General features: G+C 65.2%; 23 protein-coding genes. 11 read left to right on the top strand and 12 right to left on the bottom strand.

Annotated elements, in window-relative coordinates; all coding sequences use genetic code 11:
* Positions 1-28 precede the first annotated feature (28 nt).
* Positions 29-955, top strand: a complete 927-nt coding sequence (locus ON04_RS00505) for an SDR family NAD(P)-dependent oxidoreductase (protein WP_010539607.1) — start codon at positions 29-31, stop codon at positions 953-955.
* A 26-nt stretch (positions 956-981) separates the two neighbouring features.
* Here the strand turns inward: ON04_RS00505 and ON04_RS00500 are convergent, their stop codons facing one another.
* Complete coding sequence (locus tag ON04_RS00500; RefSeq protein WP_010539606.1) at positions 982-1764, bottom strand: alpha/beta fold hydrolase; 783 nt, start codon at positions 1762-1764, stop codon at positions 982-984.
* Between the two features lie 366 nt (positions 1765-2130).
* Here ON04_RS00500 and ON04_RS00495 point away from each other — a divergent pair, with 366 nt between their 5' ends.
* The 3 genes from ON04_RS00495 to ON04_RS00485 all read left to right on the top strand — a co-directional run bounded on the left by ON04_RS00495 (position 2131) and on the right by ON04_RS00485 (position 4446).
* Complete coding sequence (locus ON04_RS00495) at positions 2131-2904, top strand: helix-turn-helix transcriptional regulator (RefSeq protein WP_010539605.1); 774 nt, start codon at positions 2131-2133, stop codon at positions 2902-2904.
* Positions 2905-3010: 106 nt separating this feature from the next.
* On the top strand, positions 3011-3784 hold the full coding sequence (locus ON04_RS00490) for a VOC family protein (RefSeq protein WP_010539604.1): 774 nt from the start codon (positions 3011-3013) through the stop codon (positions 3782-3784).
* Positions 3784-4446, top strand: a complete 663-nt coding sequence (locus ON04_RS00485) for a DUF899 family protein (protein WP_010539603.1) — start codon at positions 3784-3786, stop codon at positions 4444-4446. Before ON04_RS00490 ends, ON04_RS00485 begins: the two co-directional genes overlap by 1 nt.
* A gap of 30 nt (positions 4447-4476) precedes the next feature.
* On the opposite strand, the gene ON04_RS00480 is transcribed toward ON04_RS00485, so the two are convergent.
* The 4 genes from ON04_RS00480 to ON04_RS00465 form a co-directional block, all read right to left on the bottom strand.
* Positions 4477-4761, bottom strand: coding sequence for a VOC family protein (locus tag ON04_RS00480; protein WP_010539602.1), 285 nt, complete (start codon positions 4759-4761; stop codon positions 4477-4479).
* Between the two features lie 56 nt (positions 4762-4817).
* Positions 4818-5309 carry an SRPBCC family protein gene (locus ON04_RS00475; RefSeq protein ID WP_010539601.1) on the bottom strand — a complete coding sequence of 164 codons (492 nt, stop codon included), beginning with the start codon at positions 5307-5309 and terminating at the stop codon, positions 4818-4820.
* A 24-nt stretch (positions 5310-5333) separates the two neighbouring features.
* A complete protein-coding gene (locus tag ON04_RS00470; protein WP_010539600.1) occupies positions 5334-5804 on the bottom strand; it encodes an SRPBCC domain-containing protein in 471 nt (156 codons plus the stop codon).
* 78 nt (positions 5805-5882) lie between these two features.
* Positions 5883-6392, bottom strand: a complete 510-nt coding sequence (locus ON04_RS00465) for an SRPBCC family protein (protein ID WP_010539599.1) — start codon at positions 6390-6392, stop codon at positions 5883-5885.
* A gap of 221 nt (positions 6393-6613) precedes the next feature.
* Here ON04_RS00465 and ON04_RS00460 point away from each other — a divergent pair, with 221 nt between their 5' ends.
* Positions 6614-7150, top strand: a complete 537-nt coding sequence (locus tag ON04_RS00460) for a hypothetical protein (protein ID WP_010539598.1) — start codon at positions 6614-6616, stop codon at positions 7148-7150.
* Positions 7151-7230: 80 nt separating this feature from the next.
* Here the strand turns inward: ON04_RS00460 and ON04_RS00455 are convergent, their stop codons facing one another.
* Both ON04_RS00455 and ON04_RS00450 read right to left on the bottom strand, forming a co-directional pair.
* Positions 7231-8838 (bottom strand): phospholipase D-like domain-containing protein, encoded by a 1608-nt coding sequence (locus ON04_RS00455; RefSeq protein ID WP_081477090.1) that lies wholly within the window; start codon positions 8836-8838, stop codon positions 7231-7233.
* A 226-nt stretch (positions 8839-9064) separates the two neighbouring features.
* Entirely contained in the window at positions 9065-9547 is a 483-nt protein-coding gene (locus tag ON04_RS00450; protein WP_010539596.1) for a hypothetical protein, read from the bottom strand.
* Between the two features lie 224 nt (positions 9548-9771).
* Here ON04_RS00450 and ON04_RS16905 point away from each other — a divergent pair, with 224 nt between their 5' ends.
* From ON04_RS16905 to ON04_RS00430, 5 genes are all read left to right on the top strand, one after another.
* Entirely contained in the window at positions 9772-9972 is a 201-nt protein-coding gene (locus ON04_RS16905) for a hypothetical protein (protein ID WP_238529179.1), read from the top strand.
* A 120-nt stretch (positions 9973-10092) separates the two neighbouring features.
* Positions 10093-10497 (top strand): L,D-transpeptidase, encoded by a 405-nt coding sequence (locus tag ON04_RS17260; RefSeq protein ID WP_337998980.1) that lies wholly within the window; start codon positions 10093-10095, stop codon positions 10495-10497.
* 33 nt (positions 10498-10530) lie between these two features.
* Complete coding sequence (locus tag ON04_RS00440; protein WP_010539594.1) at positions 10531-11049, top strand: DUF421 domain-containing protein; 519 nt, start codon at positions 10531-10533, stop codon at positions 11047-11049.
* A gap of 522 nt (positions 11050-11571) precedes the next feature.
* Entirely contained in the window at positions 11572-14130 is a 2559-nt protein-coding gene (locus ON04_RS00435) for a YhgE/Pip domain-containing protein (protein WP_010539593.1), read from the top strand.
* Entirely contained in the window at positions 14127-16313 is a 2187-nt protein-coding gene (locus ON04_RS00430; RefSeq protein ID WP_010539592.1) for a YhgE/Pip domain-containing protein, read from the top strand. The genes ON04_RS00435 and ON04_RS00430 overlap by 4 nt, the downstream gene beginning before the upstream one ends.
* A gap of 493 nt (positions 16314-16806) precedes the next feature.
* Here ON04_RS00430 and ON04_RS00425 read toward each other — a convergent pair whose 3' ends face one another.
* The 4 genes from ON04_RS00425 to ON04_RS00410 form a co-directional block, all read right to left on the bottom strand.
* Positions 16807-17673 carry a patatin-like phospholipase family protein gene (locus ON04_RS00425; protein ID WP_010539591.1) on the bottom strand — a complete coding sequence of 289 codons (867 nt, stop codon included), beginning with the start codon at positions 17671-17673 and terminating at the stop codon, positions 16807-16809.
* A 117-nt stretch (positions 17674-17790) separates the two neighbouring features.
* Positions 17791-18936 (bottom strand): glycerol dehydrogenase, encoded by a 1146-nt coding sequence (locus ON04_RS00420; protein ID WP_010539590.1) that lies wholly within the window; start codon positions 18934-18936, stop codon positions 17791-17793.
* A 78-nt stretch (positions 18937-19014) separates the two neighbouring features.
* Complete coding sequence (locus tag ON04_RS00415) at positions 19015-19662, bottom strand: SDR family oxidoreductase (protein WP_010539589.1); 648 nt, start codon at positions 19660-19662, stop codon at positions 19015-19017.
* A gap of 81 nt (positions 19663-19743) precedes the next feature.
* Positions 19744-21126 (bottom strand): NAD-dependent succinate-semialdehyde dehydrogenase, encoded by a 1383-nt coding sequence (locus tag ON04_RS00410; protein WP_010539588.1) that lies wholly within the window; start codon positions 21124-21126, stop codon positions 19744-19746.
* Between the two features lie 262 nt (positions 21127-21388).
* On the opposite strand from ON04_RS00410, the gene ON04_RS00405 reads away from it, so the two are divergent.
* Complete coding sequence (locus ON04_RS00405) at positions 21389-21841, top strand: MarR family winged helix-turn-helix transcriptional regulator (protein WP_010539587.1); 453 nt, start codon at positions 21389-21391, stop codon at positions 21839-21841.
* Positions 21842-21915: 74 nt separating this feature from the next.
* On the opposite strand, the gene ON04_RS00400 is transcribed toward ON04_RS00405, so the two are convergent.
* Positions 21916-22860, bottom strand: a complete 945-nt coding sequence (locus ON04_RS00400; RefSeq protein ID WP_010539586.1) for a zinc-binding dehydrogenase — start codon at positions 22858-22860, stop codon at positions 21916-21918.
* Between the last annotated feature and the right edge of the window lie 14 nt (positions 22861-22874).

Genomic DNA, 22874 nt, shown 5'->3' with positions numbered 1-22874 from the left:
CGTTGGACCTCGTCCGTACGCTGGCCCAGTGACCTCCAAGAGCATTGACCTGCCCGACCTCACCGGCCAGACCTGGCTGGTCACGGGTACGACCAACGGCGTCGGACTGGAGACGGTGCGGGCGGCGTCGCGTCACGGTGCGCGCGTGATCCTGGCTGTTCGAGACACGGCGCGCGGCCTAGAGGTGGCCTCCGAGCTGCCCGGCGCGACACGCGTGGTGGAGCTGGACCTGGCGTCGCTGACGAGCGTGCGACGTGCGGCGGGCGAGCTTTGCGACGACGGCGAGGCCGGCCCGGAACAAATTGATGTGCTGATCAATAACGCCGGCACCATCACCCCGCGGCGCCGCGAGACGGCCGACGGGTTCGAGATGCTGCTCGGCGTCAACGTCTTGGGCCCGTTCCTATTCACGAACTTCCTGCTGCCGCTGGTGCGACGGCGCGTGGTGATCGTGGGATCCAATGCGCACAAGGCCGCCACCTTCGACTTCGACGATCCCCACTTTCGCCGCGACCCCGCGCACGGTGGTCGACGGTGGAATCCCGCAGGTGCCTACGCGCGCTCGAAGCTCGGAGACATGTTGTGGGGTTTCGCCCTCGACGCGCGCCTGCGGGATGGGCGGGCCGAAGCCGGGGCCGCGGGAGTGGACGTCCAGCTCACGCACCCCGGTTGGGCGGCCACCAATCTCTCCAACGCCACCGCCTCCGCGGCGCTCAACCGCGTGATTACGGGCGTGAGCTCGGTGTTCGCTCAGCCGGCGGAGCAAGCCGCGCTGACCACGCTGTTCGCCGCAACCCGCGATCTGCCGCCCTGCAGTTACACCGGCCCGGACGCGATGAGTCATATGCGCGGAATGCCCACGCTGATCGGCCGCAGCCCGGAGGCCTCGGACCGCGCGGCCGCGGAACGTCTTTGGAAGTTCGCGGAGAGGGAGACCGGGGAGTCCGGGTCGTAGTCGGAGGTCGTGCTGCGGGTGCGTGCTCAGCGAGTGCCAGCCAAGATGAGTTCGACGGTCTCTTCGGGTGCGTCCCATTGCGGGAAGTGTCCGCACCGGGGGAACCAGTGCAGCGTCGCGCCCGGGAACGCCTCGACAGCCCGGTGAGCTTGCCTTGGCACGGTGACGAGGTCTCGGCGTCCCCACCCGATGGTGACGCGGCCGGGAGCCGTTCCCGCCGGGGCGCCCTGCTGTGTGGGGCCCTTGGTGAGCGCGTCCATCGCCGCATCCGTTGCGGCAGCGTCGGCCAGCCCGAGTAGGTCAGGCAGCACAACCTGTTGCGTCAGCGACCACGGGTGGGCCGAAAGCTGCGCGAGCAGCGCGGTTCGGCTGACCGGATTGTCCAGTAGTACCGGCAGGGCGCCACGAAGAGTACGCACCAGCGCGATGGAGGGTCGCAGGGTGTAGCTGAAGGCCGCGAGTTCCCTCTCGTTCCAGAAACCACCAGGGTCCAGCGCCACGGTATCCCCACCGACCCCCCGTCTGGCGAGCTCGAGCACGATCCGTCCACCCATCGACTGCCCGGCGGTGGCAACGCCGTCCAGGCCCTGGTCGGTGATGAACTGTGCCACCGAATCGGCGAGCGCGGCGATCGATACCTCGCCGGGGAGCGGCGCAGACTGGCCGAATCCGGGAAGGTCGACCGCGATGACCTCGCGGTGCGCGGCTAACGCGTCGATGATCGGATCCCAGGAACGCAGACCAGCCCCGAGTCCGTGGACCAGCAGCAGTGGGCTCCCGTGCCCTGTCCGAACATGATCGAGACTCATCGCCTCACTGTACGGCGGAGTCTGGCACGCGCGCGTGAAACGCACATGGGACCTGCCCGCACCTCGCGGCGCATCGGGTAGTTCTTGTGAGAACGCGCCTTCACCAGCCCACCGTGGACCCAGACCCTTCGGGTGCGGCCGGTGGTGCCGCCTTGATGTTCGATTATGGCGAAGCGTCTTTCGAGAGCCAGCCCAGGCCATGTTCGTGCATCCACAGGGGAGCGCGTGCCACGTGATGGTTTCGCAGCGCCGCTGCGGCAATGTCTGCAAAAGTCACGCGCCGCGAGGATTTGCTCATAGTCGGCGATGCTAGAGGGCCACGAGGTTTTGGTATACAAGTCAAATTCTGGCCGTTAACCTGTGGTTATGTCGCGCGGCCAGATACCACGCTTGCCCGAAGCGGAGTTGTTGAGGGCGCTCGAGCTGGCCCGGACTGATGCCGTTGTCGGTCTGCGAGTGGCTGACCTCGCCGACGCCGCCGGATACAGCCCACACCATTTCAGTCGCTTGTTCTTGGCGTCGATGGGTATTTCGCCAGCGCAGTATGTCTCGGCGCTCCGGATTGATGCGGCCAAGCGGGCGTTGTTGTCCCGGTCGGATCCGGTTATCGACATCGCCACTGCCGTCGGTTTCGCTTCCCTGTCGAGTTTCACCCGCCGATTTCGAGACGTCGTTGGCCTACCGCCCGCGAAGTTGCGGCATCTCGCGGATGATGTCGCCGCCACGACCTTGTCCCCGTTCACCTTGATCGAGAACGGGCATCGGGATGTGCGGGTCCGTCTCGAGTTCCCCCCGGACTCCTCCGCGCGTCGCGAGCCGGGCGTCCCGCAGGCGACGTGGGTGGGCTGGTTCCCTCAGCCGTATCCGATGGGGCTGCCCGCGCAGGGTGAGTTGACCTGGGCCGACGAGCTCTCCTTGCCTCTGTGTCCGGGCAACCCGTGGCTGCTCGCGTACACAGTCGCCACGAGCGTGGACGTGGTGGAGTTACTCGTTCCGACTGCGCCGCTCGTTGCTCGCAACGACCAGCCGATCGTGGCGCCGCAGGAGGTCCTTTTACGGTTCGAGGCCGCTGATCCCTTTGCGATTCCGCTGCTGCCAGCGCTACCTCAGTTACGCCATATCGCAGCCTCCCGCAGGTGATTTATGCGCACGTTTGGACAATCGTGGCCGCAGGCGACTCCCTAACATTGACACCAGCCGATCAGCTACCCGGCTGGCTGGCGCGATACGACGTGGGGAGAGAAACATGACCACCAAGGTGGGAACTCCGGTATGGCTGGACTACGGCTCCAACGACATTGCGGCGTGCCGCACTTTCTATAGCGAATTGTTCGGCTGGCAGTTCGAGGGGCTGGGCCCGGATTTCAACGACTATCACATGGTTCGATCTGACGGCTCGCTGGTAGGCGGTCTGATGGACGTGCACGAGATGCGATGCCCTGCCGGGGGACCGATTCCCTCGGAATGGGGAGTATTTCTCGCGGTGGACGATCTCGAAGCCCGCTGCGCCAAGGTCGAGGCCGCCGGCGGTGAAGTGATGATGGCAGCCACGACGGTCGGCACTGCGGGGCGCTTCGCAATAGCCGTCGACCCGACTGGTGCGGTGGTGTCGCTGTGGGAAGCGCAGGATATTGAGTCGTTCGACTTCACCGGAACGGCCGGAACTCCGGTGTGGTTCGAGTTGGTGACCAAGGACTACGTGGCCGCGACCGCGTTCTATCGCGAGGTGTTCGACTTCGACGTGCAGCCGATGGCCACCGACGACACGATGCGATACGCGACAAACGGTGCCGGTGACGCCGCGACCTCCGGCATTTGCGACGCTCCGTGGTTGTCGGAGGGGGAAAGTTCCTATTGGCGCATCTATCTCGCTGTTGATGGGGCCGATGCCGCCGCCGAGCAGGTGATCGCGCTCGGGGGAAAGGTCACAGACGGCCCTGAAGATTCTCCCTTTGGTCGTATTGTCACGGTCCTGGATCGTGAGGGTGCGACGTTCCAGCTGTGTTCTGTGGAGACCTGATGACAACGGTGCCCGGACGCGCGATACCTCCGGTGGTGGATCGCGACGAGTACGAGCGAGAACTCGCTCTGCAGATCGAAGTCGAGAAGGAACTCACACGGTGGGGAGATCGTGTGGCGGCTCGGCGTCGACGGCTTCCGATGACCCAGATCGAGGACTACGTCTTCTCCGGCGATGAGGGGGATGTTCGGCTTAGCGAGCTGTTCGGGGAGTGCGATCAGCTTGTTCTGCAGACGTTCATGTTCCATCCCGAATGGGAAGAGGGGTGTCCGAGCTGTACGTGGGCGGCAACCAACATGCCGCGCGAGATCAACAATCTGCTCGTCCCGAACAACGTGGCGTTCGCGATGGTCTCACGTGCGCCGCTCGACAGACTGCAGTCGTGGAGTGCCAAACAAGGGTGGGATCACCTCAGGTGGGTCTCTTCGGCGAGCAACAGTTTCAACACCGATTGGGGGTGGACCGTCGATGGGCAGGATCAACCCGGCTATTCGTATCTTCTCCGCACCCGGGACGGGGTCTATCTCACCTACCGGACCTTCCGCCGTGGCACCGAAGCGATTCTTCCCACGGTCGCGATCTGGGATCGTACGGTCTACGGGCGCCAGCAGGATTTTGAAGACAGTCCCGCCGGTTGGCCCCAAGAACCGACCTACGGCTAGCGAGCTCACCCCGGATCATCGGGCATCGGATCAGTTCTGGGGGCGCTCGTTGAACTGGAGCTTGTGCCCGTCGGGGGCATCGACGGTCGCATAAGTCCCCCATGGTTCGTCCGTGACATCGGACGTCGTCGCGCCCCGCTCGCGAAGCAGCTTGACTGTCGCGGCGACATCGTCGGCCGCGAACGTGAGGAATGCCCCTTCGCCTGGCTGCTTGTTGAATCCCCGGGCGGAGGCCAGCACTATGGAGCTCTGAGCCCCCGAGGGTTTGACCTCGAGCCAGCGCGAGACCTCCGCCCTCTCTTCGTCCGTGATCATGCTTCGACGCTAGCCCGATCACGGGGGAGTCGGGCCGGGTTCTTACCAGATGTAGGTCAGCTTTGCCCCTCGCGGACATCCTCGCCGTGCTCGGCGAATTCCTTGAAATAGTCCATATGCTGTTGCGACTGCTTGCGGAAAGCGCTGGTCATGAGCAATCCCGCCAGACGCATGGTTACACTGGCGAACCGGTATTCGCTCTCGCTCTCCCAGAGTGTCGTCTCCGGGCCGGTCTCGGTCAGTCGATCGCGAACCGCGCTCGACATCCCCTCGCCGACGATTTCCCGGTCGAAGTGCACGACGGAACCAGTGGGGATCCGATGGAGGACCGCCGGATCCCGGCGGGTGATCGTTTCGGTGCACTCGAACGTCCTCTTGCCCGACTTCAACACCACCCGCGACGTGGTGCCGGAGTGCCCGTGTATCCCAGCCACGGGCTCGTGCAGCACCAGGCCCCGTAGCCATTTCGGTAGGTGTTCCGGGTCAGCGAGCAGCTGCGCGACCTTTTCCCGAGGCTGTGCGATCTCGATCGAGTTGACGTACTTCACGGTGTGAGTCTCCCGGGCGGGTAGCTATTCGAGAAACCTGTCGGACACGGCGCCGAGCTCGATGCCGTGTTCGAGAAGCGCTTTGAGCGAGCAGAGCACCATGGTGAAACCCCCCGTGGAGTCGGATGCGCGGGCGGCGAGTTCGTCACCGGTTCCGGTGAGGCCGGTTTCGGTGACCTCGACCGAACAGAAGCCATCCTCGGTGGCGGAGAACTGGAATTCCACCTGGCTCATCGCCTCGTCGTCGCCCCAGTCGAACACCAGACGGCTGGTCGGGTCCACCTCGCGCACGACGACGGTGGCCTGCGCACCGGCGTCGTTCATGGTCCACGCGACGGTGTCCCCAGCTACGAGTGGGCCGGTGCTGCCGAAGATCCAGAATCGCGTGATCGTCTCCGGATCGATGAATGCGTCGAATACCTCGGCGGCTGGTCGGCGTATCCCCATCGCTGCCCGCACGGTCGGGGCTGCGCTCAAGAGCAGATCGCTGGACATTTTCCTACCTCTCGTGGGTGGTGTGGAGCCGGGCCGTGGTGGGCGTCGTGGGGCCAGTGAGTCACCGGCTGGCTCGCGCTACTTGGGGGCCGCGGTCAGGTTCGCGTAGTAGGGGCCCAGCGCCGGGTAGTAGTCGCGTTCGAAGTCGACGGTAGAGGGGTCGCCGCCGGATTCCGCGACTACCAGGCGGTCGAGGTAGTACTCCCAGCCGGGGCCAATGCTCTCCCAGCCGGAAGGGTCATCTATCGCCTGGGTGAATTCCAGGATCGTCGTGCCCGCCTGTTTGGAGAGCTCGACTGCGAAGTCCCACGTTTCGCTGCTCTCGCCTGCGCGCACTGATAATCGTGTCTTGGGGCTACATTCCAGGATGGTCCAGGACTGCTCAGGAACATCGCCCTCGGCCTGCATACGAACCTGTACGGTCCCCGACTTCGGGTCCCCGCTCCACGTCCCGAACCATCGGGCAAGCCGGACAGGAACAGTCACCGCCGCCCACACGTCCTCGATCGGCGCGCGGAAGGTCCGAGTGAGTACGAGGAGATCGTTGCCGCTGCGAACAACGCGTCTACCGGAGGGTGTGACGGTCATGGGAGTGTTCCTTCGAACAAGTGTGGTCGGTCGGACCGTTATGGGTCGGCCAAGGGAAGCGAACGACGGTGACAGACTCAACTTTATAGGGCTGTGACCGCGCGTGATTGTCCAAACGTGCGGAATCTGCACGCCCCGCGGGCATCCTCAGCAGCGTCCAGCCCCGCCCACATGGTGTTACCGTCGTCACACGAAAAAACTGGTTACTGATCGGAGAACCCATGAAGATCGCTAAAGGGATGCTCGCCGGTATTGCGAGCGCTGGACTCTTCGCCAACATAATTGCTGGCCCGGCCGCTGCCGACGAGCCGCTTCCGGGCACACTGCCGCCCGACCACCCCTGCAATGTGAACTACTTCCAGCCAGGTAAGGGTGGCCCGATGTGGGAGATCACCTGGGGGCGTCAGTACGACGACACGTCGGGAACCGCGATCTTCAAGGCTTCCTCCTACGGCGGGGTCACCCAGTACAACGGTGGTCCGGTGCCCGCGTACATGGATCCGGTCGACCATCCCAACTGGCAGAACTGGTACGTGACGCCGCGGTCAATTGAGAACAACGCCACTGTTCGTCTGGACTTCGCAGACGGCACGGTCTGGCACTACCGGGTCAGCGCGGACGCCAACGGTTGCCCGGCTGTGGAATGGCGGAGTCCCACGGGCTTCCCCGAACCCGAACCGGAGCCGGAACCGCCGTCCACAGGGTCCACTGGGTCACTGCTCGGCGGTAGTCTCCCAGACGGAATTTTCGGGTCCTGATCAGCGCGACGTTCCGCGCGATTCCCGCCCGGCCACTGCGTTCTGGACGGACGAGACGCTGTGGGAAGTGCGATACCGATTTACATGAGCGGGGCGAACACCCGAAGGACGGCCTGGGCGAGTCGTCTGATCATGGTGGTGTCCGTGAGGTCGGCCATCTCGACCCTGCTCGACACGGCGATGGTCTCCTCGACGTCCTGTCGTAGGGCGGCCAGGGCCGAGGTCTGGTGCATCCAGACCGCGCATTCCTGGTGGAGGTAGAAACTGCGGAAGTCGAAGTTGATAGTCCCAACCATGCCGAGGTGGTCGTCCACCAGCATTGATTTTGCGTGGATGAAGCCGGGGGTGTACTCGTAGATCTCGACTCCGGCGTCCATGAGCGGGCGGTAATAAGAGTGTGTCGCCAGGCTGACGTACCACTTGTCCGGGATGCCGGGCACCACGATGCGTACCCGTATGCCCGATTGCGCGGTGTCACAGAGCTGGCCGACCATGACGTCGCTGAGGACCAAGTACGGGGTGAAGATGTCGACGCTGTGGGTGGCCGACTGCATCAGGTGTTGGTAACAGTCCCAACCCAGCGACGAGGTGTCGAACGGGGAGTCGTCGAACGGGGCCACCAGACCAGCGTCGTCCCGGTCCAGACCAACGGTGCGATCCTCGGCAGGGGGGAGAAAGCTGGCGTAGTCGACGGGTGAGCGGCTGGCCAATTCCCACATCTGTAAGAACATGACGGTCAAGCCCCAGGCACCGGGACCCTCCAGTCGAAGAACGGTGTCCTTCCAGTGGCCGAACCGGTCGATCTCGTTGATGTACTCGTCGGCGATGTTGATACCACCGGTGAACCCGACGATGCCGTCGACGCTGAGGATCTTGCGGTGGTCGCGGTTCTGGAAGGTGATGGTGAAGCCCAGGCCCACGGGGTTGACGGGGATGACGGCGATGCCGGCCTCCTCACACCGGGCCCGGAAACCGGTCGGGAGCGTGAAGAAGCTCCCGAGGTCGTCGTAGAGAAAGCGGACGTCCACCCCTTCTGCGGCTTTGGCCGCCAGAGCGTCCATGAGTCGGTCGAGCATCTTGCCCTCGTCCACGATGAAATATTCCGCGAAGACGTAGCGGTCGGCCCGGCCGATGGCCTCAATCATGGCGTCGAAGCCCAACTCGCCCAGGGGGTAGTAGGTGGTGTCGGTGTCGTCGAAGAGGCGGTAGCGGCTGGTGTTCTTGAGGAACGTGTACTGCCGACGCACGGATGCGGTGACCGCCCCTGGGTGGAGTTCGGCGCGGGGCAACAGGGTCAGCGCGTCCCGCGCGCGATCGGTGGAGGCGCTCAGGCGCTCCCGCTGGACTTTCGTCATCGCCGACGATCCGTACAGCAGATAGAACGCCGATCCCAGGAGCGGAAGGGTCAGGACCGGCACGATCCACGCCAGCTTGTACGTGGTCGCGCGGTGGCCGTTGAGGATGACGAGCGCGACGATGACGGCGAGTACTCCTTGAAGCGCAAAGATGAGGGACGACTGGTCATCGAGGAACGTCACGACGGCCACCAGGAGCAGCAACTGGAACGCGAACGCGACAAAAATGATGCCCGCACGCCCCCACGTCGACACCCACCGGCGCAGCCGGGAGTGCTTGTGGGCCCGCTGCACCGCGGGACGGGTAGCCGTATTCAACGCGGTAGACGCCATGGATTCATTGTGTCGCCTGGATCGACAGAACGGGCTATGGCGTGGCCGGTCGGGTCAGGTGAGTAGCGATGACGGCATCGCGAAGGAGCCGGCCCAGACGATTCTCGTACAGCCATAGTGGAGAACGCGCCGGCCGACGATTGTGCAGGTCCTATGCGGCAAGCCTCGCGACGGACTCGCGTGGTAGGGATCTGCGCGTAGTTCTCATCGAGTTCGTCGTGGAGAATTAGCCCCTACCCTTGTCGACTCCCGGTCCGGGGGCGGCGGGTCCCTGTGGTGCCGGTGCCATGCCCGGCATCGAGGAGCCGGCTGGCATCGGCGGGAGCGGCGGCAGTAGCGTTGCTGCGGCGACGCCTGCGGCGATGGAGCCACCGATGGCGATGACGGGCAGCAACATGCCCATTGACGAGCTGCCGGAGCCGAGCGAACCCGAACCGTCATCGTCGTCATCGCCGTTGCTGCCGGAGAGGCTGCCGGTGTCGAGCGACATCGAGCCGTCGTCATCGTCATCGTCGCCGTTGCTGCTGTTGCTGCCGGTGCTGCTGCTGCTTTTGCTGCTGCCGGTCATGTCGCCGAGGCTGCTGGAGGACAGCGATCCCATCTCGGTCGTCGTGTCGGGCTCGGTGGCAGAAGCCACGCCGGTGGCGCCGGACAGCGCGAGAGCTGAGGTCGCCGCGATCGCGGCGATGCGGGTGATCTTGGAGGACATAGGTGCGTCTCCTTAATTGTGGGGAACATCTGGCAAGACGCGAGACTTGATCTTTCAGCACGTCTTCTTGCGTTACGCGGGGGATGCCCCGACGAAACCTGCACTACGCCAACTGAAGTGACGCGGTACTTAGGGGCACAAATCAAAGTGCCGCTAGTTAGGGACGGCAACAGTGAGGCGGTTGGTTCACCACCGGTCGGCTTCAAAAAGTGGCGGAGATGCCGATGAGTCCCCCCGGAATGCCCCAACTGGAGAACTCGCCGGTGCCGACCCCGCTGATCCCGGGCGTGCCGGCGATGCCTGTGCTGACTGTCCCGGTGGTGGGTCCGGAACGCCCGACCCCCGAGTATGACGATGTCGACGTGTTTCCCACCGCCAACGAGGTCGTCGGAGTCGCGCAGCCGATCATGGTCTTCTTCGACTGACCTATCCGCGATCGGGCCCGCGCTGAGGCCACTTTCGGGGTGCGCACCGCGCCCGACGTGGCCGGCAAGTACTACTGAATCAACGACCGTGAGGTCCGTTGGCGGCCGCACCTGCGCATCATGCGTGCCCCCGCCGGACGGCCCGGGTGGGACGCATACAACGGTGTCTATTGCACCGGTGAGCGCGGGCGGAACGTGCGGATGAACTCGGAGACTTCCGGCCTGCGGATCGAGGAGGGCGGCTACGACTCGATCGTGCACGACGCCGTCCGGTTGAGTTACGACGGCATCTACATCCACTTCGCACCCTGGTCAGTGGCCGATCAAGGGGTACGCAACGTCTCGCACGGCTGCATCAACATCAGTGCCGGAGGATGCACGCTAGTACTACGACAACTCACGCAACGGCGACCCGGTCATCGTCAAAACTGGCCCGGGCCGCCCGTTCGGCGCCTTCGACGGCCAGGGCGACTGGATCTACTGACAACCCTCTGCCCTTTGTCTCCAGAGGGCCGAGTAGCGTAACCGGACCTCGCGTCACCGATACCGGAGGTCCCCATGTGGTTTTCGTCGCTCGACCCCATCGTCCGCGTACTGCTCATCGGCCCGGTCGCGTATGTGGCGATGGTCGCCGCGATCCGCTTGAGCGGCAAGCGGGTGCTATCCAAGCTCAACGCCTTCGACATGGTGGTCACAGTGGCGCTGGGGTCGCTTCTGGCCACGATTCTCACCTCGTCGGATCTGGCGCTGGTGACCGGCCTGGTCGGGATCATTCTCCTGCTCGGCCTCCAGGTACTCGTGAGCCTGTTCACCTCGAGACTGGTCAAGGGCCGCACCGTCGTGCGCGCCCGGCCCGTCCTATTGGCGCACCGGGGAGCCCTGCTGGAGGAGGCGATCGCCTCGAGCAGACTGACCCACGACGAGGTATTCCAGGCCATGCGCTCGAGTGGTTTCGGAGGCCTGGACCAGGTGGCCGCGGTCTGCCTCGAATCGGACGGCACCCTCTCTGTGATCGGCACCTCGACCGCCGGGGACGGGAAGGCGCTGGTGCCGTTGCCCGGATGGACAGGTAGCTGAAACCGCATCACGCCGCGGGAACGGAATGCGACCGGCCCTGGCAGGCTCTGGCGGGATCGGTGCCCGGCACCGACCGGGTGACCGAGAAGGAGGTCCGCCGTGCGGGACACCGCGGACCGTCTGCAGCGACTGGTCGACGAATATCACGCGTTCTCGCCGGGGCAGAGCCCGGGTGCGCAGATCGGAAGCGCGGCGCCGAGGAAATCCACCGGGTCTCTCAGGACGGCCACGGCACCTCGGGGATGAAGATGGATACGGTGGAGTCCCTGTGGACCGGCTTGTCCCCGGACATATGGATAGCGGGGAAGAACTACTACGACGAAGACACCTCCCGTACACGCCCGAGCAGTCGATGGCCATCCAACCGCGGACCTAGTTCGTCTACTACCAGTAGCCACTCGCCGGCTGACGTCTGTGGGTGGACATCGGTCTGGTGGTCAGCTGGTCTGTGGACTCGCGGTGAGGTCTCCGCGGACGTCAGACGTGTACCGTTCGAAAGGATCAACCGGCAGGGAGATGTGAATGAGCAACGTCTTTCGCGTCTTTTCGCGAGATGCCAGGCGGCTCGCGCTCGTGCGCAAAGCATGGATTGTCATCTTGGGCGTCATGATCACCCCGTCGCTGTACGCCTGGGTCAACATCGTGGCTTTCTGGGACCCGTACTCGCAAACCGAGAACATCAGCGTCGCGATCGTGAACCAGGACGAGGGTGGCACCTCGACGTTGACGGGCGATGTCGACGTCGGCAGTCAGCTGGTCGACCAGCTCAAGGAGAATGATCAGCTCGGCTGGCAGTTCCTCGACGAGGATGCCGCGATGGAGGCGGTCCGGAGCGGTTCTAGCTACGCGACGATCATCGTCCCACCGGACTTCAGTCGAGACCTGCTGAGCTTCAGCACCGGCGACTTCACGCCCCCGTCCCTGGCCTACTACGTCAACGAGAAGACGAACGCGGTCTCGCCGAAGATCACCGATGTCGGTGCGTCCACACTTGACACGCAGATCAACAGTACGTTCGTCTCGGCCGTCGCCGAGGCAGTGACCGCGGAGTTAACCGACGCCGGCGACGATGTCGAACGCCGATTGCTCGACGCGCAGAACAGCACCGTCGACGCTCTCGACGGCGCTGTCGGCACTGTCGGATCCGCGCGTGGGCGGATCGGTGAACTGCAGGAGGGGCTGTCCGGCGCTCGCGACGGCCTCGACTCGGCGGGAGACACGCTCGATACGGTCGACACCACGCTGGGCGACGTTCAGACCGCCGTCGGTCAGGCGCGACAGATCGCGGACGAGGCGCAACAGGAACTGGCCGCTCTCACCGGCTCATTGACAAACAACTACGTCTCGGGCGCGACGCTTCTGGCCGACGCCGCGTCGACACTGAACAGTTCTGTCGCGAGGGCCACGTCGGATTTGGATCGCGCCAACGTCGCCCTCGGCTCAGGCCTCGACGACGCCGACGTCGTTGCCGCCAGAACCGGCGAAGCACTCAGCGAGGTCCGGGCACTACTGGCCGTGGCACCCCCTGACTCCGAGCTGTTCGCTCAGTTGGATCAGGCTGCAGCCTTGCTGCAGAGCCGTGTCCCTGAGGACCAGAACGTCCTCGACCGAGTGCGGCAGCTCGGCGCCGACGTGGCAGAGTCCACGGCTGCCATCCGGAGTTCGGCGGACGCGATCGACACGGCCGCAGACGCCGCGTCGGCCTCAGCGCGGTCCGTCCGCGACGTCCTGGTCCGGACGGGGCCCGACCTCAACGGGGCGATGTCGCGCCTGTCGGCGAGCGCGGGGCTGCTGTCGTCGACTATCGACTCGCAACGAGCGCAGCTCAGGCAGGCGCAGAACCTCCTCGGGGGCCTGGATGAGCAACTCTCTGAGACATCGACGGCGCTCACCGCTCTCGACGACAACCTTGCCGGAGCGCAAACCGGACTCGAACGGGTGCGTACCGACGTGGTCGCACTCGGCACGGCGGACGTCTGGGACGCCCTCGGCACGCTGACTGGACTCGACGCCGAGGAGATCGCGCAGTTCATGGCCTCTCCCGTCGAGGTTGAGGAACGCGCGGTGTTCCCAGTCAACGCGTACGGCTCCGCGATGGCGCCGCTCTTCTCGAACCTGTCCCTGTGGATCGCTGCGTTCGTCCTCGTGGTGATCTTCAAGCTCGAAGTGGACAGGGAGGGCATCACCGGGCTGACGACGGCGCAGGCCTACCTCGGGCGATGGATGCTGCTCGCAGCTATGAGTGTTGTTCAGGCGCTGGTCCTGGCCATCGGCATCCTTCTGATCGGTGTGGAGACCGCCAGTGCGCCCGCTTTTGTGGCGACCAGTGTGCTGATCGGGCAGGCGTATCTGAGCATCGTCTACGCACTCTCGGTCGCCCTCGGATACGTGGGTAAGGGCCTGTGCGTTCTGCTCATCATCGTGCAGATCCCCGGCGCGGCCGGCCTGTACCCGATCGAACTGATGCCGGGGTTCTTCCGCGCGCTGTATCCGTTCCTGCCGTTCACCTACGGGATCGACGCACTGCGTGAGACGATAAGTGGCTTTTACGGAGACCATTACTGGAAGAACATGGGCGCCCTGGCGGTGTTCGTCGTCCTCTCGTTCCTTCTCGGCCTCGTCCTCCGCGACCGGCTCGGCAACTTCGTTCTGCTGTTCAACCGCAGGCTCGCGGCTACCCAGTTACTCGTGACCGAGGACGTGCACGTCACCGGCCGCCGCTACCGCCTCCCGCAGATCATCCACGCGCTGACGAACGGGGGAGAATTCCGGCGCGACGTCACCGCCAGGGCACAACGATTCACTCGTCACTATCCGAAGCTGCTGCGCGCCATCTTTGCCGTCGCCGTCGTGGCCACGCTGTCCCTCGGATTTCTCGGGTCGCTGAGCCCATCCGGCAAGGCCGTCATCCTCGGGCTGTGGGTGCTTTTCTCTCTCTTGGTCGTCGGGTTCCTCGTGACACTCGAATACATCAGGCAAAGCATTGGATTCGCGAGAGAACTAGGGGGAATGTCCGAGGACGAACTACGCCGCGAGCTCGTGGACACAGGCACCGGACGCGAAGGGGGTGGCCGCGAGTGAGGACAGCATGGAGGCTCCTTCGCCGCGACCTTCGCCGCAGCACCACCAACGTGATGGCGATCATCGTCCTGTCGGGGCTGATCCTGATCCCCTCGATATTCACATGGTTCAACGTCATCGCCACCTGGGACCCGTTCGGTGAGACCGAGAACCTCACCATTGCCGTGGCGAACACCGACGAGGGGTACCAGAGTGACCTCATCCCGCTGCGGATCAACATCGGCGAGCAGGCGCTCTCCGCGCTGCGGGCCAACGATGACCTCGACTGGGAGATCACCTCGCGGGATGACGCGATCGAAGGGACGAAGTCGGGGGAGTACTACGCGGCCATCGTGCTGCCCCCCGAGTTCAGCGCCGACATGATGACGTTCTACGCCGACGGTGGCGAGCGGACAGCGATCGAGTATTACACCAACGAGAAGAAGAACCCGATAGCTCCCAACATTACCGGGCAGGGTGCGACCCAGGTGTCGACGAGGATCAACGAGCAGTTCTCCGCCACGCTCGGCGAGGTCGGTCTGAACATCCTCTCGTCGCTCTCCGACGAGTTGGACGACCCCGACACCCAGGTGGCCCTGTCCCGCCTCGAGGCGCGCGTCGGTGAGGTCGCTGCGCAGCTGCGCTCGGGAGCGGATACCGCAAGCATTTTCACCACGTTGATATCTTCGAGCGTCCCGTTGGTGGCGAGCGCATCGGATCTGGCCTCCTCGTCCGACCGTGCTCTCGGCCGTGCCTCTGACGCGATCGACGGCGGAGCGGACGCCGCGGAATCGCTGGCCTCGACCCTCACCTCGGCAGCGGGTGCGCTCGGTGGTGCCCTGTCGGCGAGCGACGACAGTTATCAGGCGGTATCGGACCGCATCGACGAGGCATATGCCGCACTCGACGACCAGTCGGCCGGTACCGCCGATGCCCTCGAGGCGTTGGCCGTGCGGGTGCAAACTCAGGTTGATCAATACCGCGAGCTTCGCGACAGTGCCGTGGCCACAGTCTCCCCGCTGCTCCCCGACGTCGCGAGGGGCGGTTTCGACCTGGTCGTCTCCCGACTCGATAACGCGATCGCGCGGCAGCAGGCGCTGCAGGACGGCCTCGAGAGCGCGGCGCTGCGAGTGCGCACTACCAGCGCCAATACGGGAGCGGCCCGCGAGGAGGCGCTCGACCTGGTGGCCGGTGCGCGGGAGGCGATCCAGGGCGCCAGGAATGCCTATGAGACCAGCCTGAGACCGCAGCTGGACGCCCTCGGTACCACGCTGTCCTCGATTAATTCCGGTGTATCGACAGTCGGCGATGACGTGTCCGCCGCGACTGCCACGCTCTCCGGCGGCACCGGTTCGCTGCTCGATCGTCTCGCACAGGCGGAGGCGACGACGGCGTCTGTGTCGGATTCGCTGCTGGAGGCGGCAGGCCGCTTCGACGAGCTGTCCGCGGGGCTGGCCGAGGCCGCTGACACGGGAGATCTCAATACCCTAACCAAAGTGGTCGGTAGCGACCCCGGGATGTTGGCCGCCTCATTGTCCCGGCCTGTCGAACTCGAGCGCATGCCGGTGTTCTCCGTCGCCAGCTTCGGCAGTGCGATAGCCCCGCTGTACATGATGTTGGGGCTGTGGGTGGGCGCGGTGCTGGCGTCGGTGGCGATCCGCGTCGACGTTCCTACGAGCGTAGCGCCGGGAGCCGAGCCGCTGACTCCCAACCAGATATACCTCGGGCGGTACGGGATGTTCGCCCTGGTCGGTCTCGCGCAGAGCACGCTCGTCAGCGCCGGCTTGATCTTGTTCGTTCAGGTGGAGGCTGCGCACCCGTGGCTACTGCTGCTCGCCGGCTGGGTCATGTCCCTCGTCTTTACGCTGATCACCTACACGTTCGTGGTGTCCTTCGGGAACGCGGGCAAGGCACTCTCAGTCCTTCTGTTGGTTATTCAGATAGCAGGCTCCGGCGGCGCGTACCCATTGCAGGTGCTCCCGCAATGGTTGCAGAACATCAGCTCGTTCCTGCCGGGGACTCACGCCGTCGACGCGGTCCGGTCGGCGATCGCCGGGGTCTACGACGGCGACTACTGGTTTTCGCTGGGATGGCTCGCCCTGTTTGTCGTGCCGATGCTGCTGCTGGGATACGTGCTGCGTCGGCCGTTGATGGACTTCAATGCGAACCTGCTCCGCGAACTCGAGTCGACCAAGCTGATGTAACGGGCCGATCAGGTCCGCTCATCCTGCGACTGACGCCGGTAGCGTTGTTCTCGCCGAGCGAAGAGCGCGGCGTGGGGTTGCCGGCCAGGATCGTGGCGTCGGCGTGAACAGGTAACGGTGAATCCAGCGTGTTGGACGGTGTCGATCATCGTGCGCAGGGGCCAGTAGAACGCGGGGGCCACCGCATGGGGAACTCTTCAACCCGTCCTCCGCGCGGCGGTGACCGGGTGTGCGGCTGCGATTGCGGAGAACGGCACGCTCGTTCTGGACAGGGGGCGTCCGGGCGGCGCGTGGTGAGGCTCGTTCCAGACGTCCACGTGTGCGTGGTCCGTGAGGAGGACATCGCTACCGACGTGCCGCAGGACTTGGCGATGGTCCGTCCTACACCGTGGGAGTGCACGGGCCTTGCACACTGAAGGTAGGTGTCGTCACCAACTCCTGACCGGCACGCGTGCGGGTCCTCGGCGAGCTATGTGAGCGTGCCTCCACATGATCACCGACGGTACAGACCCGGGCCATTCACCTTCACCGTGGACAGGAAGTCGCGACCGGCCTGATACGCAGAGGCTATCAACGGAGTGGACCCGGTGAAGTCCAGGGGCGACAGGCCCGGGAGGTACTTGGGCCCGGGGAGCACGAGTACCGGGACCTCCCCCGCAGCCACGGGGAGGTCACGCTCCAGCTGCTGACGGGCCGCGATCGTGGCCGCGTACAGGACCGCCTCGGGAACAGTGGTCGGGCGCGTGATCCGCCGATCGGGATAGTTGCAGTCGAGCACCACCAAGGAGCCGGCGCCCATCGCCAATGCCTCAAGTACCGGGGTGTTAGCTACGAGTCCTCCGTCGTACAGGTCACGGCCGTCACGACGGACCACCGGGAAGACTCCCGGGATGGCCGAGCTCGCGAGCATCGCGCTGAGCAAAGGCCCGCCCGTGAGTTGGACCGGCTCGGCGGTGTCCGCGTCGACCGCCATCGCGAGATAGGGCAGTGCGAGCTCGTCGATCTGGCCCTCGGTGATCTCCTCGGCGACCAGACGACCGATGCTCGGGCTGTCGTAGAGATTGGTGCGACTCCGCAGTACTGTCTTCAGACGCGCCCATAGGCCCCCCGGCATGATCGTGTCGGTCTGGAGGCCGTGCCAGATATGCGACAGGCGATGAGCGGCTCCGGCTGGATCCGACGCGACCACGGCCCCGTTCAGTGCTCCGATGGAGGTGCCGGCCACGACGTCGGCGCGTATCGGAACCTCCGCGAGGGCTTCGAGCATCCCGACCTGGGCCGCACCCAGGCTGCCCCCACCGCCGAGCACGAACCCGATCGGGTGGGGCAGCCAATCCGCGAGGCTCTGTGATTCCTTCATGGGCCGAAGGTACCTACGTGGGCCGTCAGATGTGCGTGAGCGGCGGTCTCCGCGGGGGACGTGCGGAGTGACGCTCGACTGGATCCACCGGCAGGGAGATGTCGGTGCAGCCGGACGTCATTCCGCGACGTGGAGAGCGGGCGCGGGCAGGTCATTGGCCGATCGGACGGCTCGGGAGATTCCTTCCACTGCTTTCATGGCGTCGATGACCTGGCCTGCTGTGACCCGGAACGGCATATTGTGAATGGTTTCATCCTCCACGGTCGCTCCCTCCGCGACGGCGCGCAGTTCGTTTTCATTCTCCGGGGTGAGGCCGATCTCGGCGAGGGAGTTGGGAAGGCCTAGCTTGGTGGTGAATTTCACGAATGCTTCTATCTCCTCGGTTGGCGCACCTTCGAGGACGAGCTGGGTCATGGTGCCGAAGTTGACCTTCTGGCCGTGGCTCAGCCCATGGGTTTGCGGTGCCGCTGTAAGGGCGTTGTGGATAGCGTGCGCTGCAGCTAACCCTCCGGACTCGAAGCCGAGTCCGGAGAGCAGCGTATTGGCTTCGACCACCTTGTCCAAGGCGGGCGTGACCACGTGCGAACGGACCGATTCCAGGGCCAAGAACGCGTTGTCCCAGAGCAACGTCCAGGACCGCTCGGCCAGTGCTGTGCCCGCCTGAGTGGTACGCCCCCCGGCCATGGTGGAGCCTGAACCCCGAGCGGTAGCGCGCGCCTCTACCCACGTGGCGAGAGCGTCGCCGATCCCGCTGACGAGTAGGTGATCCGGCGCGTTGGCCACGACCTGGGTGTCGATGAGGATGAGGTCGGGATTGCGCTCGAAAAAGCGGTACTCTAGGAACTCGCCCTCCTCGCTGTAGATGACCGCCAGTGATGAGGTCGGTGCATCCGAGGAGGCGGCGGTCGGCACACTGGCCCATCGGATACCTGCGAGATGTCCAGCGGCCTTGGCCGCGTCGATGGCCGATCCGCCGCCGATGCCGACGATGACGTCATGTCCGTTTTCGTTGATGCCAGCCACCAGTTCGTCAACCGAGTCAGGGGTGGCGAACGTTCCGAAAGACTTCCTCGTGACGGTGAGTTCCGCGGACGTAAGGCTGGATTCGACGGATTCCTGAACTATTCCCCAGACGACGTCGTCGGCGACGAGCAGCGGAGAGGAGCCGAGCTGAGCAAGGTAGGCGCCCAACTGCTTAATAGCGCCCTTGCCTTGCACATACCTGCTGGGACTGGCAAATACCTGGAGAGTCTTGCTGTTCATCGTGAAACCTCTTTCTCTGTCAATCGCGTTCGTCCGGAATCGTGGTTAGCGAGAACCGAAGACCGTCGGCGCGAGTACTCACTCAGCGCTGACGGCATCCCGGATCGGGGTGGGGCCGTCGACGAACTCGATGGTCCGTCGGATCGTGGACTCATCCGTCAGAACCGCCGCGATCACCTGGGCGACGTTGCCGCGTGCGGCGGACCCGGAACCCGATTGGCCGACCTCGATCGCGCCTGTGGCGGGATCGTCGCTCAGCATGCTCGGCCCGAGGATCGTCCAGGCCAGGTCTGTGCCCTTCAGGTGGGTGTCCGCCTCGGCCTTCGACTCGGCGTACGGGTAGAAGGAATCGTCCTCCGGAACGCCGTGGTCGGGCCCGGCGCCCATGTAGGACACCATGACGTAACGCTCGACGCCGGCCGCCGATGCGGCATCCATGGTCTTGATGGCGGCATCGCGGTCGACCGCGTAGGTCCGCTCGGGGCTGCCGCCGCCCGCGCCCGCGGAGAACACCACTGCGTCGTGGCCCCGGAAGACCGCGGCGAGCTCGTCCTGCGAGGCCGACTCCAGGTCGATGATGCTCGCAGAAGCGCCGGCGCCCTCGATCTCAGCGCGTTGCTCGGGCTTGCGGATGAGCGAGGTGACCTCGTGCCCCTCGGTACTGAGTATCTTTGCGGCTTGCAGTGCGATCTTGCCGTGTCCTCCGACGATGGCGATGCGCGACATAGTGACTCCCTGCGTTGATGATGTGGTGCGGTGTCGACGACGCAGACCCCGTACATTCCCGGGGCCCGCGTCGGTCAGCTGCTACTTCTTGGCCGACGAGGTACGGCGCAGGCGGGTGTTGACGAACTCGCCCATTCCCCAGCGGCCCAGCTCGCGGCCGTATCCGGACCGCTTGACGCCGCCGAAGGGCAGCCCGGGAAGCGTGGTGCCGTGCTCGTTGACGTACGCCATCCCGACCTCGAGTCGGTCGGCGATCTCCTGGGCACGGTCGATATCCTTGCCCCATACGGAGCCGGAGAGGCCGAAGCTGACGTCGTTGGCGAGCGCGACCGCGTCGTCGGTCGAGTCGACGCCGTAGACGACGGCGACCGGGCCGAAGATCTCCTCCTCGTACGCATCCATGTCCTTGGTGACACCGGTCAGTACGGCCGGGCTCATGAAGGCGCCGTCGCCGGGCAGTGCCTCGCCCCCGGTGTGCAGGGTCGCGCCCTGCTCCACCGCGCGCTTGACCTGGTCCACCGCGGTGTCGCGGGCCGAGATCGAGGACAGCGGGCCCATGGTCGTGGAGAGGTCGGTGGGGTCGCCGACCTTCGCGGACTCGAATACCTTGACCACGGTCGCGACGAAGTCGTCGACCTGATCGTTGGGAACGATCATCCGCTTGGGCGAGTTGCAGGCCTGACCCGCGTTCGAGAGTCGGGCCTTCGCGGCCGTCTCGGCGGTCGTCTGCAGGTCGCCGTCGTCAAGTGCGATGAGGGCGTCCGAACCACCGAGCTCGAGTACCGATTTGGTCAGGTTCTTGGCGGCGGTTTCGGCGACGGACGCGCCTGCGCGCTCGCTGCCGGTGAGGGAGACGCCCTGAACGCGGGGATCGGCGATCATATCCGCGATCTGCTCATTGGTCGCGAAGACGTTGATGTACGCGTCCGCAGGCACACCGGCATCGTGGATGATCTCTGCCATGAGCTCGGACGATGCCGCACAGATCCGTGCGTGCTTGAGAATGATGGTGTTGCCGGCCATCAGGTTGGGTGCCGCGAAACGGGCCACCTGGTAGTACGGGAAGTTCCACGGCATCACGCCGACGAGCGGACCGATCGGCTTGGTCTCGATGAGCGATTCGTCGGACCCCTGCGGATCGAGGACCTCGGACTCGAGCAACTGAGGTCCGTGGTCGGCGTACCAGCGGTAGATCGCCCCGGCGAGTGCGACCTCGCCCTGGGATTCGGCCAGGGGTTTGCCCATCTCGGTGGAAATCACCGTGGCGAGCTCGTCGCTGCGGGCTTCGTAGCCGTCAGCGATCCGGCTGAGCATCTCTGCGCGGTCGGCAGCCGACGTCTCCCGCCATGAAGTGAAGGCCTCGGCCGACCGGGCGAGGACGCGGGGAACCTCGGCGTCTGGGAGTTCATCGAACTCGCGCTCGACCTTTCCGGTGGCGGGGTTAGCGGTGGAGTACTTCGACATCGTGTTCTCCTCGTGATCGATGGGGTGGGCGTCGCGTCTCGGGATCGTTAAGTCGGAGGGGTGACGCCCCTGCTCTGTATGTCGCAGAGGGGCTGTAATCGGTACGCGGGCCAGCGGTTTTCAGCCACTGGAAACGTCGCTCGCGTACTCATCAGGCCGTCAAGTCGAGGTGCGGCCCCGACAAGTGCGCTGCCCTCATGCGGGTCTCCGACCATATCGCGCACGATTGAATCGTGCAAGGGGGCTGACGTACCCTGGGGCCATGCACTCCGCCCCTGAACTCGAACTCGACAACCAGCTCTGCTTTGCGCTTTACGACGCCAGCCGGGCCATGACCAGGGCGTATGGTCCGTTACTGAGCGAACTCGGCCTCACCTACCCGCAATACGTCACGATGTTGGTTCTCTGGGAGTCGCCGGACGCGGTCCCGGTCGGCGTCATCGGAAACCGGCTACGCCTCGACAGCAGCACACTGACCCCGCTCCTCAAGCGCCTGCAGACTGTCGGTCTCGTGAGTCGCACCCGAGATCCGGCCGACGAGCGGCGTGTCCTTGTCGCCCTGACCGAGCAGGGGCGGGCACTGCGTGACAGCGCCGTCGCGGTACCTCATCAGATCGCACCACGCCTGGGGCTCGACCCCGCCGAGCAGGAGCAGCTCCGGGGCGCTCTTCGTCACATGACGCACGCGCTGGATGCTGACCGATCTTCGCAGTGATTCCAGAGGATGCACCGTGGTGATCCTCTCTGTGGCCACACCTCCCCGGCGAAAGCGCCGGGGAGGCACCGGGATCAGGGCATTTCTATGACGGTCTTCCCTCGGGAGTGCCCGGAATCGAGGACACGGTGTGCTTCGACGATGTCGGCCAGCGGCATGACCGAGCCGATGCTCGGACGAGCGAGGCCCTGCTCGAAGACGGGCGTCATCTCGGTCAGCCGTGCGCGTTCGCGGCTCAGGAAGATGCCGTGCAGCGTTTGGTTGCGCTGGTAGAGCGCATCGAGCTGCCCGTCCGGTGGGACGATGGTTGCGATGTGGCCGCCTCCGCGTGCCGCGGTGAGGCTGCGGCGCACGTTGTCGCCACCGACGGTGTCGAGCACGGCGTCGGCGCCAGCGCCCGCGGTGTGGTCGAGAACGACCTTCACGAAGTCTTCGCTGCTGTAGTCGATCGGTGTCGCGCCCAGGGAGCGGACGACCTCCTGATTGTCAGGTCCGGCGGTGGAGAGCACGGTCGCGCCGGCTGCAACAGCGAACTGGATCGCGAAGGAGCCGACTCCGCCCGAGCCGCCATGGACCAGAACCGTCTGCCCGGGACGGACCGCTAGCCTACGGACGACGGCCTCCCACGCCGTCCCGCCCGCCAACGGTATCGCCGCCGCCTCGGTGAACGACAGTCCCGAGGGCTTGCGCGCGACGATCGCGGCCGAGGCGACGTTGTACTGCGCATATCCGTCTCCTCCTTGGGTCAACTGCGTGGTGTAGTAGACCTCGTCGCCGATAGTGAAATCGGTGACACCTGGCCCGAGCTCCTCCACGACACCCGCGATATCGCTCCCCAACACCGCTGGCATCGGCAGGTCCGGCCGTGCCATTCCCAGACGGATCAATGCGTCGATCGGGTTGGTGGACGAGGCGTGCACCCGCACCAGTACCTCCCCGGGTCCGGGGCGCGGCGTGTCCACCTCGCCGACCGTCAGGACGTCGGGGCCCCCGAACGCGTTTATTGATGCTGCGAGCATTGCTGAATCACAGT

This window comes from Dietzia alimentaria 72 (assembly GCF_000226215.1).
Lineage (GTDB): Bacteria > Actinomycetota > Actinomycetes > Mycobacteriales > Mycobacteriaceae > Dietzia > Dietzia alimentaria.
The sequence above is the reverse complement of the archived record's forward strand: the minus strand, read 5'-3'. Positions and strand labels throughout refer to the sequence as shown.